This window comes from Gemmobacter aquatilis (genome assembly GCF_900110025.1).
GTDB lineage: Bacteria > Pseudomonadota > Alphaproteobacteria > Rhodobacterales > Rhodobacteraceae > Gemmobacter > Gemmobacter aquatilis.
The window spans coordinates 664,589-686,514 of record NZ_FOCE01000001.1 but is presented as its reverse complement, the minus strand read 5'-3'; the positions used below and the strand labels follow the sequence as shown (position 1 = coordinate 686,514).

At 67.5% G+C, this 21,926-nt stretch carries 23 protein-coding genes; 15 read left to right on the top strand and 8 right to left on the bottom strand.

Annotated features, from left to right (window positions below; translation table 11 throughout):
• Positions 1–16 precede the first annotated feature (16 nt).
• From mutY to BMX43_RS03390, 3 genes are all read right to left on the bottom strand, one after another.
• Entirely contained in the window at positions 17–1,057 is a 1,041-nt protein-coding gene (gene mutY, locus BMX43_RS03400; RefSeq protein WP_245749357.1) for an A/G-specific adenine glycosylase, read from the bottom strand.
• Positions 1,058–1,162: 105 nt separating this feature from the next.
• Positions 1,163–1,804 (bottom strand): ChrR family anti-sigma-E factor, encoded by a 642-nt coding sequence (locus BMX43_RS03395; RefSeq protein WP_091297169.1) that lies wholly within the window; start codon positions 1,802–1,804, stop codon positions 1,163–1,165.
• Between the two features lie 11 nt (positions 1,805–1,815).
• Complete coding sequence (locus BMX43_RS03390) at positions 1,816–2,364, bottom strand: sigma-70 family RNA polymerase sigma factor (protein WP_091296721.1); 549 nt, start codon at positions 2,362–2,364, stop codon at positions 1,816–1,818.
• Positions 2,365–2,588: 224 nt separating this feature from the next.
• Here BMX43_RS03390 and BMX43_RS03385 point away from each other — a divergent pair, with 224 nt between their 5' ends.
• The 8 genes from BMX43_RS03385 (at position 2,589) to BMX43_RS03350 (ending at position 11,484) form a co-directional block, all read left to right on the top strand.
• The gene (locus BMX43_RS03385; protein WP_091296718.1) at positions 2,589–3,884 is read left to right on the top strand and encodes an NAD(P)/FAD-dependent oxidoreductase; all 1,296 of its coding nucleotides are present in this window, start codon (positions 2,589–2,591) and stop codon (positions 3,882–3,884) included.
• Positions 3,881–4,630, top strand: coding sequence for a DUF1365 domain-containing protein (locus tag BMX43_RS03380; protein ID WP_091296714.1), 750 nt, complete (start codon positions 3,881–3,883; stop codon positions 4,628–4,630). The genes BMX43_RS03385 and BMX43_RS03380 overlap by 4 nt, the downstream gene beginning before the upstream one ends.
• Before the next feature lie 53 nt (positions 4,631–4,683).
• The gene (locus tag BMX43_RS03375; RefSeq protein ID WP_091297166.1) at positions 4,684–5,871 is read left to right on the top strand and encodes an MFS transporter; all 1,188 of its coding nucleotides are present in this window, start codon (positions 4,684–4,686) and stop codon (positions 5,869–5,871) included.
• The gene (locus tag BMX43_RS03370; protein WP_091296711.1) at positions 5,864–6,421 is read left to right on the top strand and encodes a DUF3833 domain-containing protein; all 558 of its coding nucleotides are present in this window, start codon (positions 5,864–5,866) and stop codon (positions 6,419–6,421) included. Before BMX43_RS03375 ends, BMX43_RS03370 begins: the two co-directional genes overlap by 8 nt.
• On the top strand, positions 6,421–7,167 hold the full coding sequence (locus tag BMX43_RS03365; protein ID WP_091296708.1) for an SDR family NAD(P)-dependent oxidoreductase: 747 nt from the start codon (positions 6,421–6,423) through the stop codon (positions 7,165–7,167). The genes BMX43_RS03370 and BMX43_RS03365 overlap by 1 nt, the downstream gene beginning before the upstream one ends.
• 91 nt (positions 7,168–7,258) lie before the next feature.
• Positions 7,259–8,128: a hypothetical protein gene (locus BMX43_RS03360; protein ID WP_091296704.1), complete on the top strand. Its 870-nt coding sequence runs from the start codon at positions 7,259–7,261 to the stop codon at positions 8,126–8,128.
• 12 nt (positions 8,129–8,140) lie between these two features.
• A complete protein-coding gene (locus tag BMX43_RS03355) occupies positions 8,141–10,666 on the top strand; it encodes a hypothetical protein (RefSeq protein WP_091296701.1) in 2,526 nt (841 codons plus the stop codon).
• Positions 10,651–11,484 (top strand): glycosyltransferase family 2 protein, encoded by an 834-nt coding sequence (locus tag BMX43_RS03350; RefSeq protein ID WP_091296698.1) that lies wholly within the window; start codon positions 10,651–10,653, stop codon positions 11,482–11,484. Before BMX43_RS03355 ends, BMX43_RS03350 begins: the two co-directional genes overlap by 16 nt.
• Before the next feature lie 141 nt (positions 11,485–11,625).
• On the opposite strand, the gene truB is transcribed toward BMX43_RS03350, so the two are convergent.
• The 3 genes from truB to rbfA form a co-directional block, all read right to left on the bottom strand.
• Entirely contained in the window at positions 11,626–12,531 is a 906-nt protein-coding gene (truB, locus tag BMX43_RS03345) for a tRNA pseudouridine(55) synthase TruB (RefSeq protein ID WP_091296696.1), read from the bottom strand.
• Between the two features lie 87 nt (positions 12,532–12,618).
• Positions 12,619–13,347, bottom strand: coding sequence for a phosphodiester glycosidase family protein (locus BMX43_RS03340; RefSeq protein WP_091297162.1), 729 nt, complete (start codon positions 13,345–13,347; stop codon positions 12,619–12,621).
• The gene (gene rbfA, locus BMX43_RS03335; RefSeq protein WP_091296692.1) at positions 13,340–13,777 is read right to left on the bottom strand and encodes a 30S ribosome-binding factor RbfA; all 438 of its coding nucleotides are present in this window, start codon (positions 13,775–13,777) and stop codon (positions 13,340–13,342) included. Before rbfA ends, BMX43_RS03340 begins: the two co-directional genes overlap by 8 nt.
• A 97-nt stretch (positions 13,778–13,874) precedes the next feature.
• Here rbfA and dapB point away from each other — a divergent pair, with 97 nt between their 5' ends.
• Both dapB and BMX43_RS03325 read left to right on the top strand, forming a co-directional pair.
• Complete coding sequence (dapB, locus tag BMX43_RS03330; RefSeq protein WP_091296688.1) at positions 13,875–14,684, top strand: 4-hydroxy-tetrahydrodipicolinate reductase; 810 nt, start codon at positions 13,875–13,877, stop codon at positions 14,682–14,684.
• Between the two features lie 77 nt (positions 14,685–14,761).
• Positions 14,762–15,118, top strand: coding sequence for a dihydrodipicolinate reductase (locus BMX43_RS03325; RefSeq protein WP_091296685.1), 357 nt, complete (start codon positions 14,762–14,764; stop codon positions 15,116–15,118).
• A gap of 57 nt (positions 15,119–15,175) precedes the next feature.
• On the opposite strand, the gene BMX43_RS03320 is transcribed toward BMX43_RS03325, so the two are convergent.
• Positions 15,176–15,367: a DUF1674 domain-containing protein gene (locus BMX43_RS03320; RefSeq protein WP_091296680.1), complete on the bottom strand. Its 192-nt coding sequence runs from the start codon at positions 15,365–15,367 to the stop codon at positions 15,176–15,178.
• Positions 15,368–15,439: 72 nt separating this feature from the next.
• Here BMX43_RS03320 and BMX43_RS03315 point away from each other — a divergent pair, with 72 nt between their 5' ends.
• Positions 15,440–16,678: an RsmB/NOP family class I SAM-dependent RNA methyltransferase gene (locus BMX43_RS03315; RefSeq protein ID WP_091296675.1), complete on the top strand. Its 1,239-nt coding sequence runs from the start codon at positions 15,440–15,442 to the stop codon at positions 16,676–16,678.
• On the opposite strand, the gene gph is transcribed toward BMX43_RS03315, so the two are convergent.
• A complete protein-coding gene (gene gph, locus BMX43_RS03310) occupies positions 16,668–17,324 on the bottom strand; it encodes a phosphoglycolate phosphatase (RefSeq protein ID WP_091296672.1) in 657 nt (218 codons plus the stop codon). The two genes, BMX43_RS03315 and gph, sit on opposite strands and share 11 nt — an antisense overlap.
• 151 nt (positions 17,325–17,475) lie before the next feature.
• Between gph and BMX43_RS03305 the strand changes: the two genes are divergently transcribed.
• From BMX43_RS03305 to BMX43_RS03290, 4 genes are read left to right on the top strand one after another with little or no spacing between them, the layout of a single operon-like run.
• Positions 17,476–19,212: a heparinase II/III family protein gene (locus BMX43_RS03305; RefSeq protein ID WP_245749356.1), complete on the top strand. Its 1,737-nt coding sequence runs from the start codon at positions 17,476–17,478 to the stop codon at positions 19,210–19,212.
• A 17-nt stretch (positions 19,213–19,229) separates the two neighbouring features.
• On the top strand, positions 19,230–20,843 hold the full coding sequence (gene purH, locus BMX43_RS03300) for a bifunctional phosphoribosylaminoimidazolecarboxamide formyltransferase/IMP cyclohydrolase (protein WP_091296667.1): 1,614 nt from the start codon (positions 19,230–19,232) through the stop codon (positions 20,841–20,843).
• A 1-nt stretch (position 20,844) separates the two neighbouring features.
• A complete protein-coding gene (gene lspA / locus BMX43_RS03295) occupies positions 20,845–21,351 on the top strand; it encodes a signal peptidase II (RefSeq protein WP_091296664.1) in 507 nt (168 codons plus the stop codon).
• A 53-nt stretch (positions 21,352–21,404) separates the two neighbouring features.
• Positions 21,405–21,923, top strand: coding sequence for a DUF3035 domain-containing protein (locus tag BMX43_RS03290; RefSeq protein WP_091296661.1), 519 nt, complete (start codon positions 21,405–21,407; stop codon positions 21,921–21,923).
• Positions 21,924–21,926: the final 3 nt, after the last annotated feature.

The following is a 21,926-nucleotide window of genomic DNA, read 5'->3' as shown; positions in this document are numbered from 1 at the left end:
CGCGGCGCGCGGCGGCTCAAGCGGGGCGCGGTGTCGCGGCCAGATCCCAGGCCTTGCGCATGACGGTGGGCAGGGCGGCAGGCGAAAAGGCGGCGCGGGGAGTAAAGGTGCCGCGCGTGGGATTGCCCGCACTGATGCCGCGCAACACGGTCAGCACAAGGTGAAAATGCGTGAAAGTATGGCGCACCTCGCCCACCTCCTGCCAATCGGCCTGCAAGGGGGCTGGCAGGGTCGATCCGTCCCAGCCGGTGGTCGGAAAGCCCGCCATGCCGCCCAACAGGCCCTTGGCTGGCCGTTCCTCCAGCAATACCGCCCCATCCGGACGGGTGACGAGCCACACAAGCCCCGTGCGCACGGGCTTTGCGGCCTTCGCCTCTTTGCGCGGCAGGCTGGCTTGCACCCCTGCGGCGCGGGCGGCGCAGGGGTCCATCCACGGGCAGATGCCGCAAGCCGGGCTGCGCGGGGTGCAGATCGTGGCGCCCAGATCCATCACCGCCTGCGCATAATCGCCGGGCCGCTGTTGCGGGGTCAGTGCGGCGGCAAGCGCGGTCAGTTCGGGTTTTGCGCGCGGCAGCGGCGTTTCCACCAGATGCAGCCGGGACATCACGCGTTCCACATTGCCATCCACCACCACCGCCGGTTCGTCGAAGGCAATCGAGGCCACGGCGGCGGCGGTATAGGGGCCGATGCCGGGCAAGGCCAGCAATGCCGCGCCCGAGGCCGGAAACTGCCCGCCATGATCCACAGCCACCGCCCGCGCGCATTTCAGCAGATTGCGTGCCCGTGCGTAGTAGCCAAGCCCTGCCCATTCGGCCATCACCGCCGCATCCTCGGCCGCCGCCAGATCGGCCACCGTTGGCCAGCGCGCCGTGAAGCGTTGGAAATACTCGCGCACTGCCGCAACCGTCGTTTGTTGCAGCATCACCTCGGACAGCCAGACCCGATAGGGATCAGGCCGTTCTCCTGCCGCGCGTGCGCCGGGCGGAACGCGCCAGGGCATCGAGCGGTGGTTGCGGTCGTACCAGTCCAGAAGTTGGGGGGCGAGATCGGTCTGCATTGCCCCTACCATAAGGGCCGGCCCGAAATCCGCCAGAGTCCCTGCCTTCTTCTTTGCCTAAATACCCCACTTGCAACGTCGATCCAAAGGCGCATCTTCGGCCTGTCAGATCCTGAAGATCGGCTGCAACAGGCGCGGGATCAGACTGTTGAAGCGCAAAGGCGCGTCGGTCGCGGCCAGACAGATGCAATCCGCCCCCGGCTCGGCCACCGGCGTATGTTCCAGCTCTTCGCCTGCAATTTCCAGATCGCCGGGGCCGAAGCGATCCGTCGCGTCGCTGAACGCACCTTGCAGCACCAGCGTCAGTTCGGTGCCCCGGTGCCCATGGTCGGGCACCGCCTGCCCGGCGGGGATATACAGCAGCCGCGCCGTCGCGTCGCGCCCGGTGGGCAGGATGGCCTGCCGCACCCCCATGCCCAGCGGGCGCCATTTCACCGCCGCCAGATCGCCGCCGATGTAATCCTGCAACGGCTGCGGAAACAGCCCGCGCCGCGGGGCGGGACGCTTGCGCTCCGGCGCCTGCGCGTCGATGCGGGCCATGCAGGCGGCAAGGCTGTCTTCGGCCAGATCGGCCCGGCAATCACCCAGCATCGTGCCGCCCACGGCATCGAAGGCGCCCAAGCGGGCGCGGCAGTCGTCACACAGCGACAGATGAGTCGCAAGAACCAGACTGAAAGCCTCGGGCAGTTGGCCAGCGGAATAGGCCATCAGCAGCGCGTCAGAAACATGGTGGCGGATCAGGGTCATGGTCTTGGCCTTCAACTCAGATGCTGGCGCAGGCGGTCCAGCGCCAGACGGATACGCGATTTGATCGTGCCCAGCGGCAGGCCGGTTTCGGCGGCGATTTCGCTGTGCGAAAGCTCGCCGAAATAGGCGCGTTCGATCAATGCGCGCTGTTTCTCGGGCAGGCGGGCGATGGCCTCGCCCAGCCGTTCGGTTTCCTGCGCCATTTCCAGCGCCTCCTGCTGGTCGGGCTCGGGTTCCGGGCCCCAGGGCAGGTCTTCGGGTTCGGCGCGCCGGGCGCGGCGCAGCGCGTCGATGCGGCGGTTGCGGGCGATGGTGAACACCCAGGTCGCCACACTGGCGCGGGCCGGGTCGAACAGATGCGCCTTGTGCCAGAGCGTGGCCATCACATCCTGCGCACATTCTTCGGCCAGCGTGGCCGAAGCGCCGGATTTCATCAGGAAGCCCTTCACCCGTGGTGCGAAATGCCGGAACAGCGCGGCAAAGGCCGCCCGATCCTGACTGTCGCGCACGGCAAGCAACAATGCCGTCCAATCCTCGTCCGTATCCGCCTGACGTTCCATCACTGCCCGATATTGCCTGCTTTGCAGCGCAGCATAAGGGGCACGCGCGGGGCGTGCATCCGGTATTTGAGCGCGGGCAAGACTGATCATCATGCAGCTTCTACGCGGCGCGGGGCAGGGCGGATCACCGGGGCTGTCTAAAATCTCTGCTGCTATCTCGCGGCCGGGGTGATCCGTATCGTCGCCCCCGGCGTAGAGCTTACAAATACCAAAAGGATGACCGGATGCCGTTCGAAATGCCCCCCGCCCCCCGCCGCCACATTGCCGTGATCGGCGGCGGCATTTCCGGCATGGCCGCAGCCCATCTGCTGGCCGAGGGGGCCGAGGTCACGCTGTTCGAGGCGGCGCCGCGTCTGGGGGGCCATGCGCGCACGGTGCTGGCGGGCAAGCGCGGCGATCAGCCGGTCGATACCGGCTTCATCGTGTTCAACAAGGTGAATTACCCGCATCTGACCGGTCTGTTCGACCGGCTGGAGGTGCCTTATGTCAAAAGCGCCATGAGCTTTGGCGCCTCGTTCGGCGGTGGGTCGCTGGAATATGCGCTGGCCAGTCTGGACACGCTGTTCGCGCAGAAATGGCGGGCGGCGGACCCGCGGTTCCTGCGGATGATCCGCGACATCCTGCATTTCAACGCCAATGCCGAAGCGGCACTGAAACATCCGGGCATGACCATTGGCGAGTTTCTGCGCGAGTTGGGCACCGGCCCGTGGTTCCGCGACCATTACCTGCTGCCGTTTTCCGGCGCGATCTGGTCCACCCCCTGCGAAGGCGTGCTGGAGTTTCCGGCCCATGCCCTTGTGACCTTCTTCCGCAATCATGCGCTGATGAGTCTGGAAGGACAGCATCAGTGGTATACCGTGCAGGGCGGCTCGGTCGAATATGTGCGCCGCTTGCAGGGCTTGCTGGAAGCGCAGGGCGTGCATCTGCGGTTGGGCTGCCCGGTGGCCGCCGTGCGGCGGGGCGCGGCGCCAGAGGTGCGCGCCGTGGGCGGCGTGTGGGAGCGGTTTGACGAGGTGGTTTTTGCCACCCATTCCGATGATGCGCTGCATCTGCTGGCCGACCCTTCGCCCGAAGAACGCGCGGCACTGGCGGCGGTGCGCTATCAACCGAACGAGATGGTGCTGCATTGCGATGAAAGCCTGATGCCGCAGCGGCGCAAGGTCTGGTCAAGCTGGGTCTATTGCGAACCGAAGGGGCCGAAGCCGGATCGTATCGCGCTCAGCTACTGGATGAACTCGTTGCAGCCGATCCCGCAGGATGACCCGATGTTCGTGACGCTGAACGCGACGCAGCCGATCCGCGAAGAGTGCATCTATGACAGCGCGACCTTCCGCCACCCGGTTTACGACATGGCGGCGCTGCAGGCGCAACAGGCGGTGCGGACGATGAACGGCGCGCGGTCCACATGGTTCTGCGGCGCATGGATGCGCAACGGGTTCCACGAAGATGGCTTCGCCAGCGCCGTGGACGTGGCCGAGGCAATGGCCGCGCGCGACACCCAGCGCATCACGGCGCAATGAGCCGGGTCGAACATATCGCCGGGCAAACCTTCCACGGGCGCAAGGGGGCTGTGGTGAACAGCTTTCGCTATGGCGTGGATTATGTGCTGGTGGATATGGATCGCGCCGAGGCGCCGGGCCTGTTTTCGCGCAACCGCCGCAACCTGTTGTCGCTGTGGGATGCCGATCACGGCGGCGCGCCGGGGCAGGGGCGTGGTGCGCTCTGGCTGGCTGAGGTGCTGGCCGCCCATGGCCTGCCCGCGCCGCAACGGGTGGAGTTGCTGGCGCAACCGCGCGTGCTGGGCCATGTGTTCAACCCGGTCAGCTTCTGGCTGTGCCATGGCGCGGACGGTTTGCAGGTGGTGGTGGCCGAGGTCACCAATACCTATGGCGACCGTCATTGCTATCTGTGCCACCGCGATGATCTGGCGCCCCTGACCCGCGCCGATACGGTGGTGGCGCGCAAGATCTTTCATGTCTCGCCCTTTCAGCCGGTGGAGGGGGAGTATCGCTTCCGCTTCGACATCACGGCGGATCGCATCGGTATCTGGATTGATCATTCCAACGCAAGCGGCGGGATCTATACCAACCTGACCGGCAAACGCCGTGCGCTGACCAATGCAGGCATCCTGCGCGCCTGCCTGCGCCGCCCCTTCGGTTCGCGCCGGGTGCTGGCGCTGATCCACTGGCAGGCGCTGAAGCTGTTCGTGAAAGGGGCAGGCTTCCGCACCCGTCCGGCGCCCCCGGCGGACGAGGTGTCGCGGTGATCGCCGTTGCCACCCCCGGCGCGGGTCTCGCCCGCTGCTCGCTGTTCGCCGCGATGCTGGCGGCGGCAGGGCTGCCGATCTATCTGCACGCGCCCAAGGTCTATGCCGATGCGCATGGGCTGAGCCTTGCGGCGCTGGGGGCCACGCTGGCCGGGTTGCGGCTGGTGGATGTCCTGCAAGACCCGGCGCTGGGTTGGCTGGCCGAACGCACGCGTGCCCGGCGTGGTGCGATGGTGGCGGGGGCGGTGGCGCTGATGGTGGGGGCGATGCTGGGGCTGTTTGCCGTTGCCCCGCCTGTGGCGCCGCTTGCGTGGTTCGCGCTGATGCTGGCCGCACTGTTCAGCGGCTGGTCCTTCCTGACCATCGTGTTCTATGCCGAAGGCGTGGGCCGCGCCGCGCGTCTGGGGCCGCTGGGGCATCTGCGCCTTGCAGGCTGGCGCGAGGCCGGGGCACTGCTGGGCGTCTGCATCGCCGCCGTGGCGCCGCTGGCACTGGGTGGGGTGGTTGCCACGCCCTTTGCCGCCTTCGCCTGTGGCTTTGCCGGTCTGGCGCTGCTGGCAACCGTGCTGATGCGCCACGAATGGCAGGGCACTGCCGCCACCCCCGCCGCTTTCGGCCCGTTACTGCGCGCTGCCCCCGTCCGGCGCCTGCTGGGTCTGGCGCTGGTCAATGCCGCCCCCGTGGCGGTGACCTCCACCCTGTTCCTGTTCTTTGTCGAAAGCCGCCTCGCCGCGCCGGAGGTCGCAGGCCCGCTGCTGGTGCTGTTCTTCCTCAGCGCCGCCTGCTCCGCCCCGGTGTGGAGCCGCCTTGCCACGCGCATCGGCGTCAAACGCGCGCTTCTGTGCGGCATGGGTCTGGCGATTGCCGCTTTCGTCGGGGCGCTTGGCCTCGGGGCGGGGGATGTCGCGGCCTTCGCGCTGATCTGTGCGGCCTCGGGGGCGGCGATGGGCGCCGATCTGGTGCTGCTGCCCGCCCTGTTCGCGCGCGAAATGCAGCGGCAAGGGCAGGGTGAAGCGGCGGGCTTTGCGCTCTGGTCCTTTGTCAGCAAGCTGTCGCTGGCCCTTGCCGCCGCCCTGCTGTTGCCACTGTTGCAGGCGCGGGGCTTCACCTCGGGCGCCACCAACCCACCCGAGGCGCTGGCCGCACTGACCCTTGCCTATGCCGGGCTGCCCTGCCTGCTGAAACTCACCGCCATCGCGCTGTTGCTGCGCCTTGATCTGCCGGAGCTGACCGATGACTGAACTTGCCTTCCTGTTCCTTGGCCTGCTGCTGGCGCTTGCCGCGCTGCTGCTGCATCAGCGCTTCTTCGCCTTCCCGGCGCAGCGCCCCGGCGATTATGCCGATGGCCCACAGATCGATCCGCGCCAGCACCTGAACGGGCCGCTGCTGTGCGAAGGTGTGATCTATGGGCCGACGGGCCGCGTGGTCTCGCGCTTTGTCGCGGATATGGAGGGGCGCTGGCAGGGCAATCAGGGCGTGCTGACGGAATCGTTCCGCTATGACAGCGGGGCGCGGCAGGCGCGGGAATGGCGGCTGAGCCTTGGCAATGACGGCGCAATCCGTGCCACGGCGGCGGATCTGATCGGGCAAGGCCGCGGGCAGGCCAGCGGTTCGGCGGTGATGCTGCGCTACCGCATCCGGCTGACGCCTGAGGCCGGGGGCCATGTGCTTGATGTGGTGGACTGGATGTATCTGATGGAAAACGGCACGATTCTGAACCGCAGCCAGTTCCGCAAATTCGGCATCAAGGTTGCCGAACTTGTGGCGACCATGCGCCCGAAGGTCGCGTGATGGGCGCGCGGCATGATCTGGCGGGCAAGCGCTATTGGCTGGTCGGTGCGTCCGAAGGGCTGGGCCTCGCGCTGGCACAGGGGATGAGCGCGGCGGGCGCTGATCTGGTGCTGTCGGCCCGCAACGCAGATCGGTTGGCGGCGGCGGTGAGCAGCCTGCCGGGGCGGGCGCAGGCCATGCCGATGGATGTGGCCGATGCCGGCGCGGTTCGCGCGGCGGCGGCGCAGGTGGGGGCGGTGGACGGGCTGGTCTGGCTGGCGGGCGTCTACTGGCCGATGCGGGCGCAGGACTGGAACGCAGAACAGGTAGAGGCGATGTGCGACATCAACTTCACCGGCTGCGCCCGGGTGCTGGGCGCTGTGCTGCCCGGCATGGTGGCGCGCGGGTCGGGGCATGTGGTGCTGACCGGTTCGCTGTCCGGCTTCCGTGGCCTGCCGGGGGCGATCGGCTATGGCGCGTCGAAGGCCGGGGTGATGGCGCTGGCGGAATCGTTGCAGGCCGATCTGCGCGGCAGTGGCATTCGCGTGCAACTGGCCAATCCCGGCTTCATCCGCACACGGCTGACCGGCAAGAATACCTTCAGGATGCCGCAGATCATGGAGCCGGAGGCCGCCGCCGCCCATATTCTGCGCCTGATGGCCAGCAACCGCTTTTCGCACAGCTTCCCCACTCCCTTCCAATGGCTGTTCCGCGCCGCGAATTTCCTGCCGGACGCCTTGTATTATCGGCTCTTTGCCCCAAACTGACTTCATCTTGGCCCAAATATCCTCGGGGGGAGGGCCGCAGGCCCCGGGGGGCAGACAGCCCCCCGTCCACCAACCGCCAAGCAGAGGACCGATGCGCCATTTCGCCCTGATCCTGCTGATTGCCCTCAGTCTCACCACCGCCGCGCAGGCGCAAACCCACGCGCCGATGCAGGTCTATCACCTCGGCCACAGCCTTGTGGGCCGCGATATGCCGGCCATGCTGGCGCAGCTGATGGGGCCGGGTTATCGCTACAACCTGCAACTCGGCTGGGGCGCCTCGCTCGATCAGCACTGGCGCGGCGATGTGCCGGGCTTTGCCGAGGAAAATGGCACCCCCGCCTTCCGCCCGGCGGGCGAAGCGCTGGATTCCGGCGCTTATGACGCGGTGATCCTGACCGAGATGGTCGAGTTGCGCGACGCGATCCGCCACCATGACAGCCCGCGCGCCCTGGCCGACTGGGCCCGCCGTGCCCGCGCCGCCCGTCCCGATGTGCGGATCTACCTTTACGAGACCTGGCACCCGCTGGACGACCCCGAGGGGTGGGAGACCCGGATTGCCCGCGATCTGTCCTCGCTGTGGGAAGGCGCGCTGCTGCAGGCGGCGCAAACCCGGTATGGCGCCGGGGCGATGCAGGTGATCCCGGCGGGGCAGGTGATGGCGGCGGTGGTCGCGCGGATCGAGGCGGGGGATCTGCCGGGCCTGACCGCGCGCGCCGATCTGTTCCGGATCAACCCGGATGGCACGCCCGATCAGATCCATCCGGGAGATCTGGGCAATTACCTGCTGGCGCTGGTGCATTACGCGGCGCTGACCGGGCGCAGCCCGGAAGGCCTGCCCCATGTGCTGCTGCGCGCCGATGGCAGCCCGGCCACGCCCCCCGATCCGCGCGCCGCGCGTGTGATGCAAGAGGTGGTCTGGCAGGTGGTCAGCGGCTATGCTTCCCCCGATATGGGCGGTTGAAAGGGTTCCTGCATGTCGCTTGTGGCACTTGTGGCCAAGGTTCTGCTGGTCGGGCACAGCCTTGTCGGCCCTGATCTCGCCCCGCTGGTCGAGACGGGGCTGCGCATCATGGGCCATGACGACGCGGTGGTCGAAGCGCAGGTCATCAACGGCGCGCCGCTGCGCTGGAACTGGGAACACTCTGCCGAGGCAGAGGGGGTGGACGGCAAGGCCCGCCTTGCCTCGGGAACGGTGGAAGCCCTGGTGCTGACCGAGGCGCTGCCGCTGGCCAATCATGTCGAATGGAGCGACAGCGCCGGTCAGGTGGCGCAATGGGCCGGGCTGGCCTGGAAGGCAAACCCGCAGACCCAGGTGTTTGTGTATGAAACCTGGCATGATCTGCGATCAGCCCCGGGGGCCGTGATCGCCGATGACGCAGGCGCCACTGTGCCGTGGGCGGCGCGGATCGCGGCGGACCTGCCGGTCTGGGAAAGTCTTGCCGCACAGGCCGATGCCATGCGCCCCGAAGGTACGGCGCCGGTCCGGCTGATCCCGGCAGGGCAGGCGATGGCGCTGGCTGCCCGTGCCGCAGCCGCAGGCGATCTGCCCGGCGTGCCCGATATCCGCGCTCTGTTCCGCGATGACATCCACCCCAACGGCAAGGGGCTATACCTCGTTGCCATGGTGCATATTGCGGCCCTGAGCGGCGAAAACCCCGAAGGCTTGCCCGCCCTGCTGACCCGGCGCTGGCAAAGCCGTGATGCGGTGATTTCAGACGAACTGGCGCTGGCTCTGCAGCGCATCGCCTGGCAGGCGGTCGAGGCGCAGCGCAGCCGCGAGGCTGCCCGTCCTGTGCCATCCCCAAGCTCCGCCCCACCCGCAAACCCCGTGCCTGCCCCGCCTGCGCAGACAGTTGAAACACCGCCCGAGGCCACGGCCCCCCCGTCACCCGGTACGTCGCCGGTGTTCGCCACACTTCGCCCGCATGACAGGATTACCAACCGCAATCTCGCCCTCGGCCTGTCTTCGGTTGTGGATTGGTCGGTCGCCCAACCTTTTCTCGATGTGATGAAAACCGCCCGGCCCTGGGTCGGGCATCTGCCGGGGCAATGGGGCGGGATGGATCACGCGGCGCTGGCGGCGGGCGGCTGGCTGGATGACGATGGTTGGCTGAAGGCTTTTCCGCCCGACATCACCGGCATCTCCACCCTGTTTCTGACCGATCTGGCCGAAGGGGCGGGCGGTGTTGCCGGGCGCTATGTCGTCCGCTGGCAGGGAAAAGGCGATCTTGCCCTTGATGGGCGGGCCCGGAACATCACCCGGATCGAAGGGGGTCTGACCTTCGATTACACGCCGGGAGAAGGGGCCGTGGTGCTGACCATCACCGGCGTTGACCCGCAAGACCCGCTGCGCAAGATCGAGGTGATCCGGCAAGACAGGCTCGCCGCCCATGATGCAGGCGCGATCTTCAACCCTGACTGGCTGTCGCGCATCCGCGGTGCGAAGCAATTGCGCTTCATGGACTGGATGGCGACCAACGGCGCGACCCTTACGCATATTGAAGACAGCCCGAAGCTGGATGATTACACATGGGCCCGCAGCGGTGTACCGATCGAGGTCATGGTGACGCTGGCCAATGAGCTGGACGCCGACGCCTGGTTCAACATGCCGCATCTGGCCGATGACGCGCTGGTGCGCTTTTACGCGGAAACCGTGGCCGATCTGCTGGAACCCGGGCTGAAAGCCTATGTCGAGTATTCCAACGAGGTGTGGAACTGGCAGTTTGAACAGGCGCATTGGGCTGAAGCACAAGGCCAGGCGCGCTGGGGGCAAGAGGCGACATGGGTGCAGTTCTACGCCCTTCGCGCCGCCGAGGTGGCGGGTATCTGGGCCGATGTCTTTGGCGCCGAGGGCAAGGATCGGCTGGTCCGGGTGATCGCCACACAAACCGGCTGGTTGGGGCTGGAGGATCAGATCCTGAATGCGCCGCTGGTGGTGAAGGAGGGCCTCCCCGCCCCGAAAACCGTCTTCGATGCCTATGCGGTGACCGGCTATTTCGCAGGTCTGCTGGGGGACGAGGCGAAGCTGCCGATGATCAAGGGCTGGCTGGCCGAAGGGGCCGAGGCCGACCCCACGAACCCTTGGGATTACGCGCTGCGGCTGGCGGCGGAAGAGCTGGCCGATGGCCGCCATTCCGGCATTGCCGAAGACACGCTGCAGGATCTGCTGACCCGCGTGCTGCCCTATCAGGCCGAGGTGGCGCGCAAGGCTGGATTGCAACTGGTGATGTATGAGGGCGGTTCGCATGTGGTGGGCTATGGGCCTGTGGTGGATGATGCGCAGGCGACCGAATTTTATGCCCGGCTGAACGCCTCGCCGGAAATGGGGGCGCTTTATGAACAGTTGCTGCAAGGCTGGGCCAAGCTGAGCGATGCGCCGTTCAACTCGTTCGGCGATGTCGCCTCGCCCTCGAAATGGGGCAGTTGGGGCGCGTTGCGGCATCTGGATGACGACACCCCCCGCTGGGCAGTGCTGGCCAAAGGCTGCACCGGGTGCTGAGCGTCATCATCCCGGCATCGAACGAGGCGGGCTATATCGGCGCCTGCCTGACCGCCCTTTTCGCCTCGGACCCTGTTCCGGGCGGGGCCGAGGCGGTGGTGGTGGCCAATGGCTGCCGCGATGCCACGGCTGCGGTGGCACGCGGTTTTGCGGCGCAGGCGGCGGCGGCGGGCTGGCGCCTGCAGGTGCTGGATCTGGCGCAGGGCGGCAAGCCGGGTGCGCTGAACGCCGGCGATGCGGTGGTGCAAGGGGACCGGCGCGCTTATCTGGATGCCGATGTGGTGGTCAGCCCGCCGCTGATGGCCGCGCTGGTCGCGGCCTTGGCCCCGGACACCCCGCTTTACGCAGGCGGCACGCCGGTCATTCCGCCACCGCGCAGCCGTGTGACCCGGGCCTATGCCCGCTTCTGGCAGCGCCTGCCTTTCGCGCAAAGCGTGGCGCCGGGTTATGGGCTGTTCGCGGTCAATGCCGCAGGGCGCGCGCGCTGGGGCGCCTTCCCGGCGATCATCTCCGACGATACCTTCGTGCGGCTGCAATTCTTGCCGTCCGAGCGGCGGCAGGTCGCCCCGACCTATCTCTGGCCGATGATCGAGGGGTTTGCAGCGCTGGTCCGCGTGCGGCGCAGACAGGATCACGGCGTGGCTGAAATCGAGCAGCACTGGCCGGGGCTGACGGCGCGCGAAGGCAAGGCGCGGCTGGGGCTGTCCGGGATTGCCCGGCTGGCGCTGGCTGACCCTTGCGGCTTTGCGGTTTACGCGGCTGTGTCACTGGCCGTCCGCCTGAAACGCGGCAGCAGTGGCTGGACGCGTGGGCGCTAAGGCTCAGGCGCGGCGCCTTTGGCAGAACGCGCATGGATATTTAAGCCAAGGTAAAGAGCAACCAACTGCCCCTTTCATCCTGGCCAAAATACTCCGGGGGAGGCGCGCGCAGCGCGGCGGGGGCAGCGCCCCCATCCCCGATCAGATGTTGAACACCCGGCTCGGATGCAACTCGCCCGCCTTGTAGATGCCGACCGCAACCGGCTTGCCCTGATACGAGGCCCAAGCCTCCTCGCCATATTCGACGCTCGATGCGATCACCATGCCGGGATTGCCGTTCTTCAGTCGGGCAGCCCCTTCCGGCGTGGCGGGCAGTTCCGGCAGATCGGCCAGACCCAGTTCCAGCGGCAGGATATGGACATCCAGCGCATCGGTCTTGGCCCCGGCCTCGACCACCTCAAGGCTGATCCCCTTGTCCGCCTCGAACGGACCGGACCAGACCCGGCGCAGCCAGAGCACATGGCCAAGGCACCCCAGCGCCCGCCCCAGATCGCGCGCGATGGAGCGGACATAGCCGCCCTTGCCGCAGACCATTTCCAGCTCCACATGATCGGCATCCGGGCGCGCGATCAGATCGAGGCTTTCCACCCAGAGCGGGCGGGCCACCAGATCCATCTCCACCCCCTCGCGGGCCAGATCATAGGCGCGTTCGCCATCGACCTTCACGGCGGAAAACTGCGGCGGGATCTGTTCGATGTCGCCGCGAAACGCCACCAGAGCCGCCTCGATCGCCGCATCGTCGGGGCGCAGGTCGGAACTTTCGACCACCGCGCCCTCGGCATCGTCGGTCGTGGTGGCCTGCCCCAGCCGCACGACGAAGCGATAGCATTTCAGGGCGTCGGTGATATAGGGCACGGTCTTCGTCGCCTCGCCCAAGGCCACCGCCAGAACCCCGGTCGCTGCCGGATCGAGCGTGCCGGCATGGCCCGCCTTCTGCGCATCAAAGGCCCATTTCACCTTGTTCACCACGGCGGTGGAGGTGATGCCTGCGGGTTTGTCGATCACGACCCAACCCGAAATCGCCCGGCCTTTTTTGCTGCGCGCCATGCCCGTCTCCCGTTCAAGAAGCCCGCCTGCTAGACCCGGCGAGGGCCAAGGTCAAGGTGAGGGGCAAGGTCAAGGTGAGGGGCAAGGTCAAGGTCTGGGCACTGCAAGCCCGATGATCGGCCCCATCGGCAGCCCCAGATCGCTGCGATGCAGGTCGGGCGCAAAAAGCCGCGAGATCTTGCCGTCGAGATACAGCGCATTCGGCAACTGCAGCACATCGCGGTAAAGCCGCCCGAACGTGTCGAAATTCACCGAATCGTCCGAAATCGCAAAGACCGCGCGTTGCCCGTCCGCCGAAACCCCCACCCCGTTGCGGATATAGCGGCTGTCGCCCCCCGGAATGAAACGCGGATGCAGCTTGCCACCAATCACCAGCATCGGGCCGGATTGCGTGGCATGGCGGCAGGCCGGGGGCGCCGCCGCGAAGGCGCGCGATTCGATCACGGCGAAACCGGCATCGCCGATGCAGAACACGCCATTCGGCAGCAGCCCGAAATTGCCATCAGAGGCGGCGGTGACGATCCCCGCCCGCTCCACCCCATTTTCGACATACAGGCCGACGGGGCGGCGGTCGGGATGATACATCCCGGCATTCATGGCGAAGGCCAGCGTCTTGCCCTCTGCCGCCAGCAGATCGTTCACCGCGCCGAAGCTGCCCAGCAATCCGCCCTGCGCATCGCTGTGGAACAGGCGCAGGTCTTCGCCCGCGCGCACTTCGCACAAGGTAAATTCGGCGCCTTCAAATTCGGTCAGGCTGCAGGGCGCGGCAAAGGTGGGGCTGGCCAGAAAGGCCAGCGCTGCCAGAAGCTTACGCATCGTCCCCATCATCGGCGGCAGCATCGTCGCCCGGCGTCGCCAGATCGCGGCGCACCTTTTCATCTGAAAACAGGCGGCGCGTCTCGTCCAGCTGATCAAAGGTCGCGTCGGGGCGGAAGCGCAGATCGGGCGCATATTTCAGCGTCAGTTGCGCGCTGACATGGCGGCGCAGTTCAAACTTGTTGCGGGCCAGCGCGGCAATCGCCTCTTCGACCGGCACAGACCCCATCAGCGGCATGACGTAAACCGTCGCCACCTTGAGGTCGTTGGAGCAGCGCACCTCGCCCACAGTGATCGACATGCGGTTCAGATCCGGGTCGTGGATTTCGGCCCGGTTCAGCACGTCAGACAGGGTGCGGCGGATCAGTTCGCCGACGCGAAGCTGACGCTGTGTTGGGCCATCGCCCGAGGAGGAACGGTTTTTCGACATGCCCTTCCTCTAAGCCTTTTGCCGCCCGCCCGCAACGGCAGGGTTTTCGTGCGGGTTTGGCTGCGGTATTGGGGCACAAGCCAGAAGGAGACGGAAGATGGGCGACTTGCCGGGGATCGTGATCACGGGCGCTTCGGGGCGTATGGGGCAGATGCTGATCCGCACGGTGCTGGAGTCCGGCAAGGCAAAGCTGGTCGGCGCGGTGGAACGCGCGGGCAGCCCCTGGGTGGGGCGGGATGTGGGCGAGGCGATGGGCGGTGCGGCGCTGGGGGTGATCTGCACCGATGACCCGCTGGAGGCGTTTGCCAAGGCGCAGGCGGTGATTGATTTCACCGCACCCGCCGCAACTGTGGAATTCGCCGCGCTGGCCGCGCAGGCGCGGGCGGTGCATGTGATCGGCACCACCGGGCTGGAAGCCGAACATCTGGCGAAGATCGCCGCCGCCGCGCATCATGCGGTGATCGTGCGCGCGGGCAACATGAGCCTTGGCGTCAACCTGCTGGTCAAGCTGACGCAGAAAGTGGCGCAGGCGCTGGATGCCGATTGGGACATCGAAATCATCGAGGCGCATCACAACCGCAAGGTCGATGCGCCGTCGGGCACCGCGCTGATGCTGGGCGAGGCCGCCGCCGAAGGGCGGGGCGTGGCGCTGGCCGATGTGCGCGATTCGGGGCGCGACGGTATCACCGGCGCGCGGCAACGCGGCGATATCGGGTTCAGCGCGATCCGCGGCGGCGATATCGTGGGCGAACATGACGTGCTGTTCGCCAGCCCCGGCGAGCGGATCGTGCTGCGCCATGTGGCGACCGACCGGGCCATTTTCGCGCGCGGCGCGCTGAAAGCCGCACTTTGGGGGCAGGACAAGGCGCCCGGCGCCTATGACATGCTGGATGTCTTGGGCCTGTAAGGCGAAAAAATTCCGGCGGGCGTGAACCTTTCGCCCGCCTCGCGCGTATCCGCATAGTCCAGACCCGGAGGTTTGCCATGCTGCTGCGCCTGATCCCGCTTTGCCTTCTGTTGGTTTTGCCTGCCGCCGCACAGGCCTTCACGCCAGTCCGTGATCGCGATCAGTTCCTGCAACTGGTGGCGGGGCGCGAATTGCGGCTGGGCCTGTTCAGGATCGGCCTGACCATTTTGCCAGATGGCCGCATCGAAGGTTCGGCCCTGGGCTGGGGTGTGACCGGGCGCTGGCAGTGGAAAGATGGCTATTTCTGCCGCGAGATGGATTGGAGCGGCAAGCCCATCCCCTATAACTGCCAGTTGGTCGAGGCGCAGGGCGATCAGATCCGCTTCACGGTGGATCGCGGCGCAGGCGATTCGGCGGCCTTTCGCCTGCGCTGACGCTGGGCGTCTCCCTCTCCCCCCGGGGGAGAGGGCCGGGGTGAGGGGGCGACGACTTCAGAAGTCGATCGCCAGCCCCTTCTTCTCCCAATCGCCATAACGCACCGGCTCTGGCCCGTCGCGCCCGCCCAGTTCGGGGGCCAGTTCCAGCGCCTTGGCAGCTTTGCGGCGCTCTTCAGCCTCGGCAAGGGCGCGCAGCGCTTCGGGGGGAAGATCGGGGGCGGGAAGATCGGGTTTTTCGTCGCGCATCGGCTCATTCCTTGCGAGGGGATGACCCATGATATACGGGCCGCAGGGCAGGTAACAAGGTTTGGGCGGAAGATGGCGATGACGGCGCGGGCCGCAGCAGTGCGGATGCTGGATGCGGTGCTGGACGAAGGGCTGCTGCTCTCGCAGGCCGAGGGCGGGCTGGTGGGGCTGGCGCCGGGGGATCGTGCCCGCGCGCAGCGGCTGGCGATGCAGGTGCTGCGGCATCTGGAACAGGCGGATCGCGTGCTCAAGCCCTTTTTGCGCAAACCGCCCGTGCTGACCGTGCTGAACATCTTGCGGCTGGGCACGGTGGAGCTGGCCTTGGGCGAGGCCGCGCATGGCGTGGTGAACGAGGCGGTGAGCCTTGTGCGCAACGACCGCCACAATGGCGCGCTGTCGGGGCTGGTCAATGCGGTGCTGCGCAAGGTCGCGGCGCTGGAAGCGCCCTTCGCCAAACTGCCGCCGCAGCGGCTGCCCTATTGGCTGCGCAAGCCGCTGGTCGATGCCTGGGGCCGCGAGGCGGTCAGCGCGATGGAGGCGGTGCAGGCCCGCCCCGCGCCGGTCGATCTGACGCTGAAACCCGGCTGGACCGGCGATCTGCCGGGCGCGGCCTTGCCCACCGGCAGTTGGCGCTTGCCTGCGGGCGTGCAGATCTCGGCGCTGCCGGGCTATGACGATGGCGCATGGTGGGTGCAGGATGCCGCCGCCGCATTGGCGGTGCCGCTGTTGCAGGTGCAGCCGGGCGCGCGGGTGCTGGACTTGTGCGCCGCGCCGGGCGGCAAGACGCTGCAACTGGCCGCCGCCGGGGCGCAGGTCACGGCACTGGACATCAGCGGCCCGCGTCTGGCACGGCTGGCCGAAAACCTCGCCCGCACCGGCTTGCAGGCCGAGGTGATCGCCGCCGATGCGCTGCACTGGCAGCCCGAGGCGCCGTTCGACGCGATTCTGCTGGATGCGCCTTGTTCGGCCACCGGCACCATCCGCCGCCACCCCGATCTGCCTTTTGTCAAAGACGGCTCGGAACTGGCCGATCTGCTGCCCTTGCAGGCGGCACTGCTGGATCGGGCGCTGGGTTGGCTGAAACCCGGCGGGCGGCTGGTTTATTGCACCTGCTCCTTGCTGCCGGAGGAGGGCGAGGCGCAACTGGAGGCGGCCCTGGCCCGCCATCCGGGGCTGGCGGTGCAGCGGGTGCAGCCCGAAGGCGTGGCGCCTGAATGGATCACGCCCGCCGGCGCGCTGCGGCTGCGGCCCGATTACTGGGCCGCGCAGGGCGGCATGGACGGGTTCTTCATGGTCTGCCTCACGCGCTGAGGCGGGCCACCAGCCCCGGCAGGTCTGAAAAATCGCTGAAACTGGCGGCATGGGGCAGATCTGCGATGGGAGATTTACGGTAGCCTTCGGTATAAAGCAGGAACGGCGCCGCCGCGCGGGTTGCAGTTTCGGCATCCACCTCGCTGTCGCCCACGAACAGCAACGGCCCGCCGCCAAGCTGTTGCTGCGCGGCCAGCAGCGGCGCCGGGTCCGGCTTCTTTACGCCAAGACTGTCGCCGCCGATCACCACCGGAAAGAAGCGGTCCAGCCCGAAATGGCGCAGCACCGCATGGGTGGGCGCCAGCGGCTTGTTGGTGCACAGGCCAAGCCGCGTGCCACGGGCGGCCAAGGCTTCCAGCGCGGCAACGGCATTGGGGTAAACCGTGGTCAGCGTGCAGGCGCCCTCATAAAGCGCCAGAAACGCGGCCAGAAAGGCGTCGAAGCTGGGCCCTTCGGTCGGTTGCGCCCGTGCCTCCAGCATCCGCGCCACCAGCACCGGCGCGCCGCGGCCGACGAAGCCCTGCACCTCGGTCCGGGTGAAGGGCGCCAGCCCATGTGTGCCCAGCACACTGTTCGCGGTGGCGTGGATGTCAGCGGCACTGTCGATCAGCGTGCCGTCAAGGTCGAAGATCACGGAATGGGTCATGTTGCGCTCCTGTCGAGGCGACCATGCCGCGCGGGCGGGCGCCGGTCCAGATCCGAACGGGGTTTTGCGGTGACAGTCGCCCCCCCGGACGCTATGGTGCAGCATAGACCCGCAACCGGGCGACAGGCAGTGCAGGACAGGTGAGCGAGGCATGGCGGGCGGGACGCAACACGCTTGGTGGGCAGAGGTTTGGGTGCAGGCGATGAACCGCCGCGCCGCCCGGCGTGCCGCCAAGGCGGCGCCTGCCGCCGGGTTCGTGTCGCAGCCCGAACCGCGCACCATCGGCCTGTATGCCCGGGGCAAGCAGCTTGTGGCGGGCAATTTCCTGTTCGCCGGCCACCTGATCGAGGCGCCGGGCACGCCGATCTGGGATATTCCTTGCCCCAGCCCGGCCTTCGAGGCCGATCTGCACGGCTATGCCTGGCTGGATGATCTGGCGGCGGTGGGCGATCCGGCGGCCCGGCAGCGCGCGCAGGACTGGACCTTTGGCTGGATCGACCGCTTCGGGCGCGGGCGTGGCCCCGGCTGGTCGCCCGACCTGACCGGGCGGCGGCTGATCCGCTGGATCAACCACGCGATCCTGCTGCTGGGCGGGCGCGACCGTGACGCGGCATTGGCCTATTACCACGCGCTGTCGCATCAGACGGTGTTTCTGGCCGCGCGCTGGCAGGTGGCCTCGCCCGGCCTGCCGCGATTCGAGGCGCTGACCGGGCTGATCTATGCCGGGCTGGCGCTGCTGGGGATGGAGCATCACGTCGATTCCGCCGCCGCCGCGCTGGCGAAGGAATGCGAGCGCGAGGTGGATGCCCAAGGCGGCATCCCCACCCGCAACCCCGAGGAATTGCTGGAGGTGTTCACCCTGCTCACCTGGGCCGCGCAGGCGCTGGCCGATGCCGGGCGCATCGTGCCCCATGCCCATCTGGCCGCGATCGAACGCATCGCCCCGACCCTGCGCACCCTGCGCCATGCCGATGGCGGGCTGGCGCGGTTTCACGGCGGTGGGCGCGGGCTGGAGGGGCGGCTGGATCATGCGCTGGCCAGTTCCGGCGTGAAACCCGTGCCGCATCCGGGGCTGGCCATGGGCTTTGCCCGGCTGCAGGGCGGGCGCAGCTCAGTCATCGTCGATGCCGCCGATCCGCCAGCGGGGCGGGCGGGAGCTTCTGCCCATGCCTCCACCCTCGCGTTCGAGCTGACTTCGGGGCGGCGCCCGATGATCGTGAATTGCGGCAGCGGCGCGCCCTTCGGGGCAGATTGGCACCGCGCCAGCCGGGCGACGCAAAGCCATTCGACACTGGCGATCGATGGCTATTCCTCGTCCCGTTTCGCCCATGACGCGCGCGAGGTGCTGGAAGACCGTGCCCGCGTCGTGCTGCTGCGGCAGGGCCATTCGGACGAGGGCGAGCATCTGTTGCTGGGCCATGCGGGCTGGCGCGGCACGCATGGGCTGGTGCATTTCCGCGACCTGACGCTCAGCCCCGACGGGCGGCACCTGTTGGGGGTGGACATGCTGGCCGCCGAAACCGCCGAGGACAAGGCGCGCCTGCAGGCCATGCTCAAACGCAACAAGGGCGATCTGCATTTCGCCATCCGCTTCCATCTGCACCCCGATGCGGATTCGGAAATCGACATGGGCGGGGCGGCGGTTTCCATCGCGCTACGCTCGGGCGAGATCTGGGTGTTCCGCCATGACGGGCAGGCAAAACTGACGTTGGAACCCTCGGTCTATCTGGAAAAGGGCCGGTTGATGCCGCGCGCCGCAAAACAGATCCTCCTCAGCGCGCATTTGCAGGATTTTCAGGCCCGGATCGGCTGGACCTTGGCGAAGGCACAGGATACTCCGCTCGCCATCCGCGACCTTGACCGGGATGAGCCCCCATCCCGCCCCTGATCTGGAGGGAAACCCCAATGCTGACCGCCGCCAATACCGCACCCGTCAACCTCGTGCCCGTCGGGCGTGCGCTGCTGTCGGTGTCCGACAAGACGGGGCTTCTGGACCTCGCGCGCGCGCTGGCCGCGCAGGGGGTCGAACTGATCTCCACCGGCGGCACGGCGCAGACGCTGCGCACCGCAGGCCTGAAGGTGCGCGACGTGGCCGAAGTGACCGGCTTTCCCGAAATGATGGACGGGCGGGTGAAAACCCTGCATCCCATGGTGCATGGCGGCCTTCTGGCGCTGCGCGACGATGATGAACATCTGGTCGCCATGGCCGCCCATGGGATCGAGCCGATCGACCTGCTGGTGGTGAACCTTTACCCGTTCGAACAGACGGTGGCGCGCGGCGCCTCTTATGCCGACTGCATCGAGAATATCGACATCGGCGGCCCGGCGATGATCCGTGCGGCGTCGAAGAACCACAAATTCGTCAATGTCATCACCGATCCGCAGGATTACACCGCCCTGCTGGCCGAGATGAAAGCACATGACGGTGCCACCACCTATGCCTTCCGCCAGAAACTGGCGCTGACCGCCTATTCGCGCACCGCTGCCTATGATGCCGCCGTTTCCGCATGGATGGCCGGGGCGATCAAGGAAGAGGCGCCGCGCCGCCGCGCCTTTGCCGGCACGCTGGCCCAGACCCTGCGCTATGGCGAAAACCCGCACCAGAAGGCCGCCTTCTACACCGATGGCACGCAGCGCCCCGGTGTGGCGACCGCGATGCAGGCGCAGGGCAAGGAACTGTCTTACAACAACATCAACGATACGGATGCCGCCTTTGAACTGGTGGCGGAATTCGATCCGGCCAAGGGTCCGGCCTGCGCCATCATCAAACACGCCAATCCCTGCGGCGTGGCGACCGGCGCCACCATGGCCGAGGCCTATGCGCGCGCCTTTGATTGCGACCGCACTTCGGCCTTCGGCGGCATCATCGCGCTGAACCAGCCGCTGGATGCGGCGACGGCGGAAAAGATCACCGAGATCTTCACCGAAGTCGTCATCGCTCCCGGCGCCTCGCCCGAGGCGCGGCAGATCTTCGCCGCCAAGAAGAACCTGCGCCTGCTGACCACCGACCGCCTGCCCGACCCGAAGGCCAAGGGGCTGGCGTGGAAACAGGTCGCCGGTGGCTTCCTTGTGCAGGACCGCGACAATGGCGCGCTGGCGCTGGCCGATCTGAAGGTGGTGACCAAGCGCGCGCCCTCTGACGCCGAACTGCGCGACCTGCTGTTCGCCTGGACAGTGGCAAAACACGTCAAATCCAACGCGATCATCTATGTGAAAGACGGCGCGACTGTCGGTGTCGGCGCCGGTCAGATGAGCCGGGTGGACAGCACCCGAATCGCCGCCCGCAAATCGCAGGACATGGCCGAGGCGCTGGGGCTTGCCGCACCGCTGACCCAGGGCTCGGTCGTCGCCTCCGATGCGTTCTTCCCCTTCGCCGATGGCCTGATCACGGCGGCAGAGGCGGGGGCCACGGCGATCATCCAGCCCGGCGGCTCGATGCGCGACGCCGAGGTGATCGCGGCGGCGGACGAGCGTGGGCTGGCGATGGTCTTCACCTCCATGCGCCATTTCCGGCACTGACATGCGGCGCGTGGCCCTTATCGCGGCGCTGGTCTTTGCGATCGACCAGATCACCAAGATCGGCGTCGTCCAAGGCCTCGACCTGATATCGCGGGGCGAGATCGACGTGATCCCGCCCTTCCTGAACTTCCGCATGGCGTGGAATCAGGGGGTGAATTTCGGCCTGTTTGCCTCAAGTGCCGGGGTGATGCGCTGGGTGCTGATCCTGCTGTCGCTGGTCATCGTGGCCTGGGTCTGGCGCTGGACGGCGCGGGCGCCGCATGGCCCATGGGCCCGCGCCTCGGCGGGCGTGCTGATCGGCGGCGCCTTGGGCAATGTGGTGGACCGGTTGGTCTATGGCGCGGTGGCGGATTTTCTCAACATGTCCTGCTGCGGTTATGAAAACCCCTATGCGTTCAACGTGGCCGACATTGCCATTTTCGCGGGTGCGGCCGGGCTTGTGCTGTTTACGGGATCGGACGCGCGGCCCCCCGCCAAGCCCCGCAAATCGCGCGGAAAGACCTCGTGACGCGCCCGATCCTTTGCGCTAAAGACAACGGGACGGAGTTGCGGGAGTCAGTTATGAAGGCAGCATGGAGGGCCACTCTGGCAGGCGCCGCGGCGCTGTCCCTGTTGCTTGCCGGTTGCGGGCGGAATGATGACCCGAACCTGATGAATATCCGCAAATCCTCAAACGGGCCTGATGAATTCGGTATTCTGCCGCCCAAACCCTTGCAGATGCCTGAATCGCTTGCCTCCCTGCCGCCGCCGACCCCGGGCGGCATAAATCTGACCGACCCGACCCCGGAGGCGGATGCGATCACGGCACTGGGGGGCAAACCGGGCGCCGGGGGCAGCGATGCGGCGCTGGTGGCGCAGGCCACGCGCTTTGGCGTCGCCTCGGGCATCCGCAGCACGCTGGCCGCCGAGGATCTGGAATATCGCCGCAACAATGATGGCCGCCTGCTGGAGCGGGTCTTTGCCGTCAACGTCTATTTCAAGGCCTATGCGCCACAATCGCTCGATCAATATGCCGAACTGGCGCGCTGGCGACGGCTGGGCGCGGCGACACCTTCGGCTCCGCCGCAGGTGTCTGAGTAAACT

Bases quoted from the DNA above. Each gene is read 5' to 3' on its own strand.
- BMX43_RS03375 (WP_091297166.1), top strand. From the start codon at position 4,684: ATGCTGGCGGCGGCAGGGCTGCCGATCTATCTGCACGCGCCCAAGGTC.
- gph (WP_091296672.1), bottom strand. From the start codon at position 17,324: ATGACCCATTCCGTGATCTTCGACCTTGACGGCACGCTGATCGACAGT.
- BMX43_RS03355 (WP_091296701.1), top strand. From the start codon at position 8,141: ATGTCGCTTGTGGCACTTGTGGCCAAGGTTCTGCTGGTCGGGCACAGC.
- BMX43_RS03360 (WP_091296704.1), top strand. From the start codon at position 7,259: ATGCGCCATTTCGCCCTGATCCTGCTGATTGCCCTCAGTCTCACCACC.
- BMX43_RS03365 (WP_091296708.1), top strand. From the start codon at position 6,421: ATGGGCGCGCGGCATGATCTGGCGGGCAAGCGCTATTGGCTGGTCGGT.
- BMX43_RS03385 (WP_091296718.1), top strand. From the start codon at position 2,589: ATGCCGTTCGAAATGCCCCCCGCCCCCCGCCGCCACATTGCCGTGATC.
- BMX43_RS03390 (WP_091296721.1), bottom strand. From the start codon at position 2,364: ATGGAACGTCAGGCGGATACGGACGAGGATTGGACGGCATTGTTGCTT.
- dapB (WP_091296688.1), top strand. From the start codon at position 13,875: ATGGGCGACTTGCCGGGGATCGTGATCACGGGCGCTTCGGGGCGTATG.
- BMX43_RS03325 (WP_091296685.1), top strand. From the start codon at position 14,762: ATGCTGCTGCGCCTGATCCCGCTTTGCCTTCTGTTGGTTTTGCCTGCC.
- BMX43_RS03380 (WP_091296714.1), top strand. From the start codon at position 3,881: ATGAGCCGGGTCGAACATATCGCCGGGCAAACCTTCCACGGGCGCAAG.
- truB (WP_091296696.1), bottom strand. From the start codon at position 12,531: ATGGCGCGCAGCAAAAAAGGCCGGGCGATTTCGGGTTGGGTCGTGATC.
- purH (WP_091296667.1), top strand. From the start codon at position 19,230: ATGCTGACCGCCGCCAATACCGCACCCGTCAACCTCGTGCCCGTCGGG.
- rbfA (WP_091296692.1), bottom strand. From the start codon at position 13,777: ATGTCGAAAAACCGTTCCTCCTCGGGCGATGGCCCAACACAGCGTCAG.
- BMX43_RS03320 (WP_091296680.1), bottom strand. From the start codon at position 15,367: ATGCGCGACGAAAAACCCGATCTTCCCGCCCCCGATCTTCCCCCCGAA.
- BMX43_RS03290 (WP_091296661.1), top strand. From the start codon at position 21,405: ATGAAGGCAGCATGGAGGGCCACTCTGGCAGGCGCCGCGGCGCTGTCC.
- BMX43_RS03315 (WP_091296675.1), top strand. From the start codon at position 15,440: ATGGCGATGACGGCGCGGGCCGCAGCAGTGCGGATGCTGGATGCGGTG.
- BMX43_RS03370 (WP_091296711.1), top strand. From the start codon at position 5,864: ATGACTGAACTTGCCTTCCTGTTCCTTGGCCTGCTGCTGGCGCTTGCC.
- BMX43_RS03305 (WP_245749356.1), top strand. From the start codon at position 17,476: ATGGCGGGCGGGACGCAACACGCTTGGTGGGCAGAGGTTTGGGTGCAG.
- lspA (WP_091296664.1), top strand. From the start codon at position 20,845: ATGCGGCGCGTGGCCCTTATCGCGGCGCTGGTCTTTGCGATCGACCAG.
- BMX43_RS03395 (WP_091297169.1), bottom strand. From the start codon at position 1,804: ATGACCCTGATCCGCCACCATGTTTCTGACGCGCTGCTGATGGCCTAT.
- BMX43_RS03340 (WP_091297162.1), bottom strand. From the start codon at position 13,347: ATGCGTAAGCTTCTGGCAGCGCTGGCCTTTCTGGCCAGCCCCACCTTT.
- mutY (WP_245749357.1), bottom strand. From the start codon at position 1,057: ATGCAGACCGATCTCGCCCCCCAACTTCTGGACTGGTACGACCGCAAC.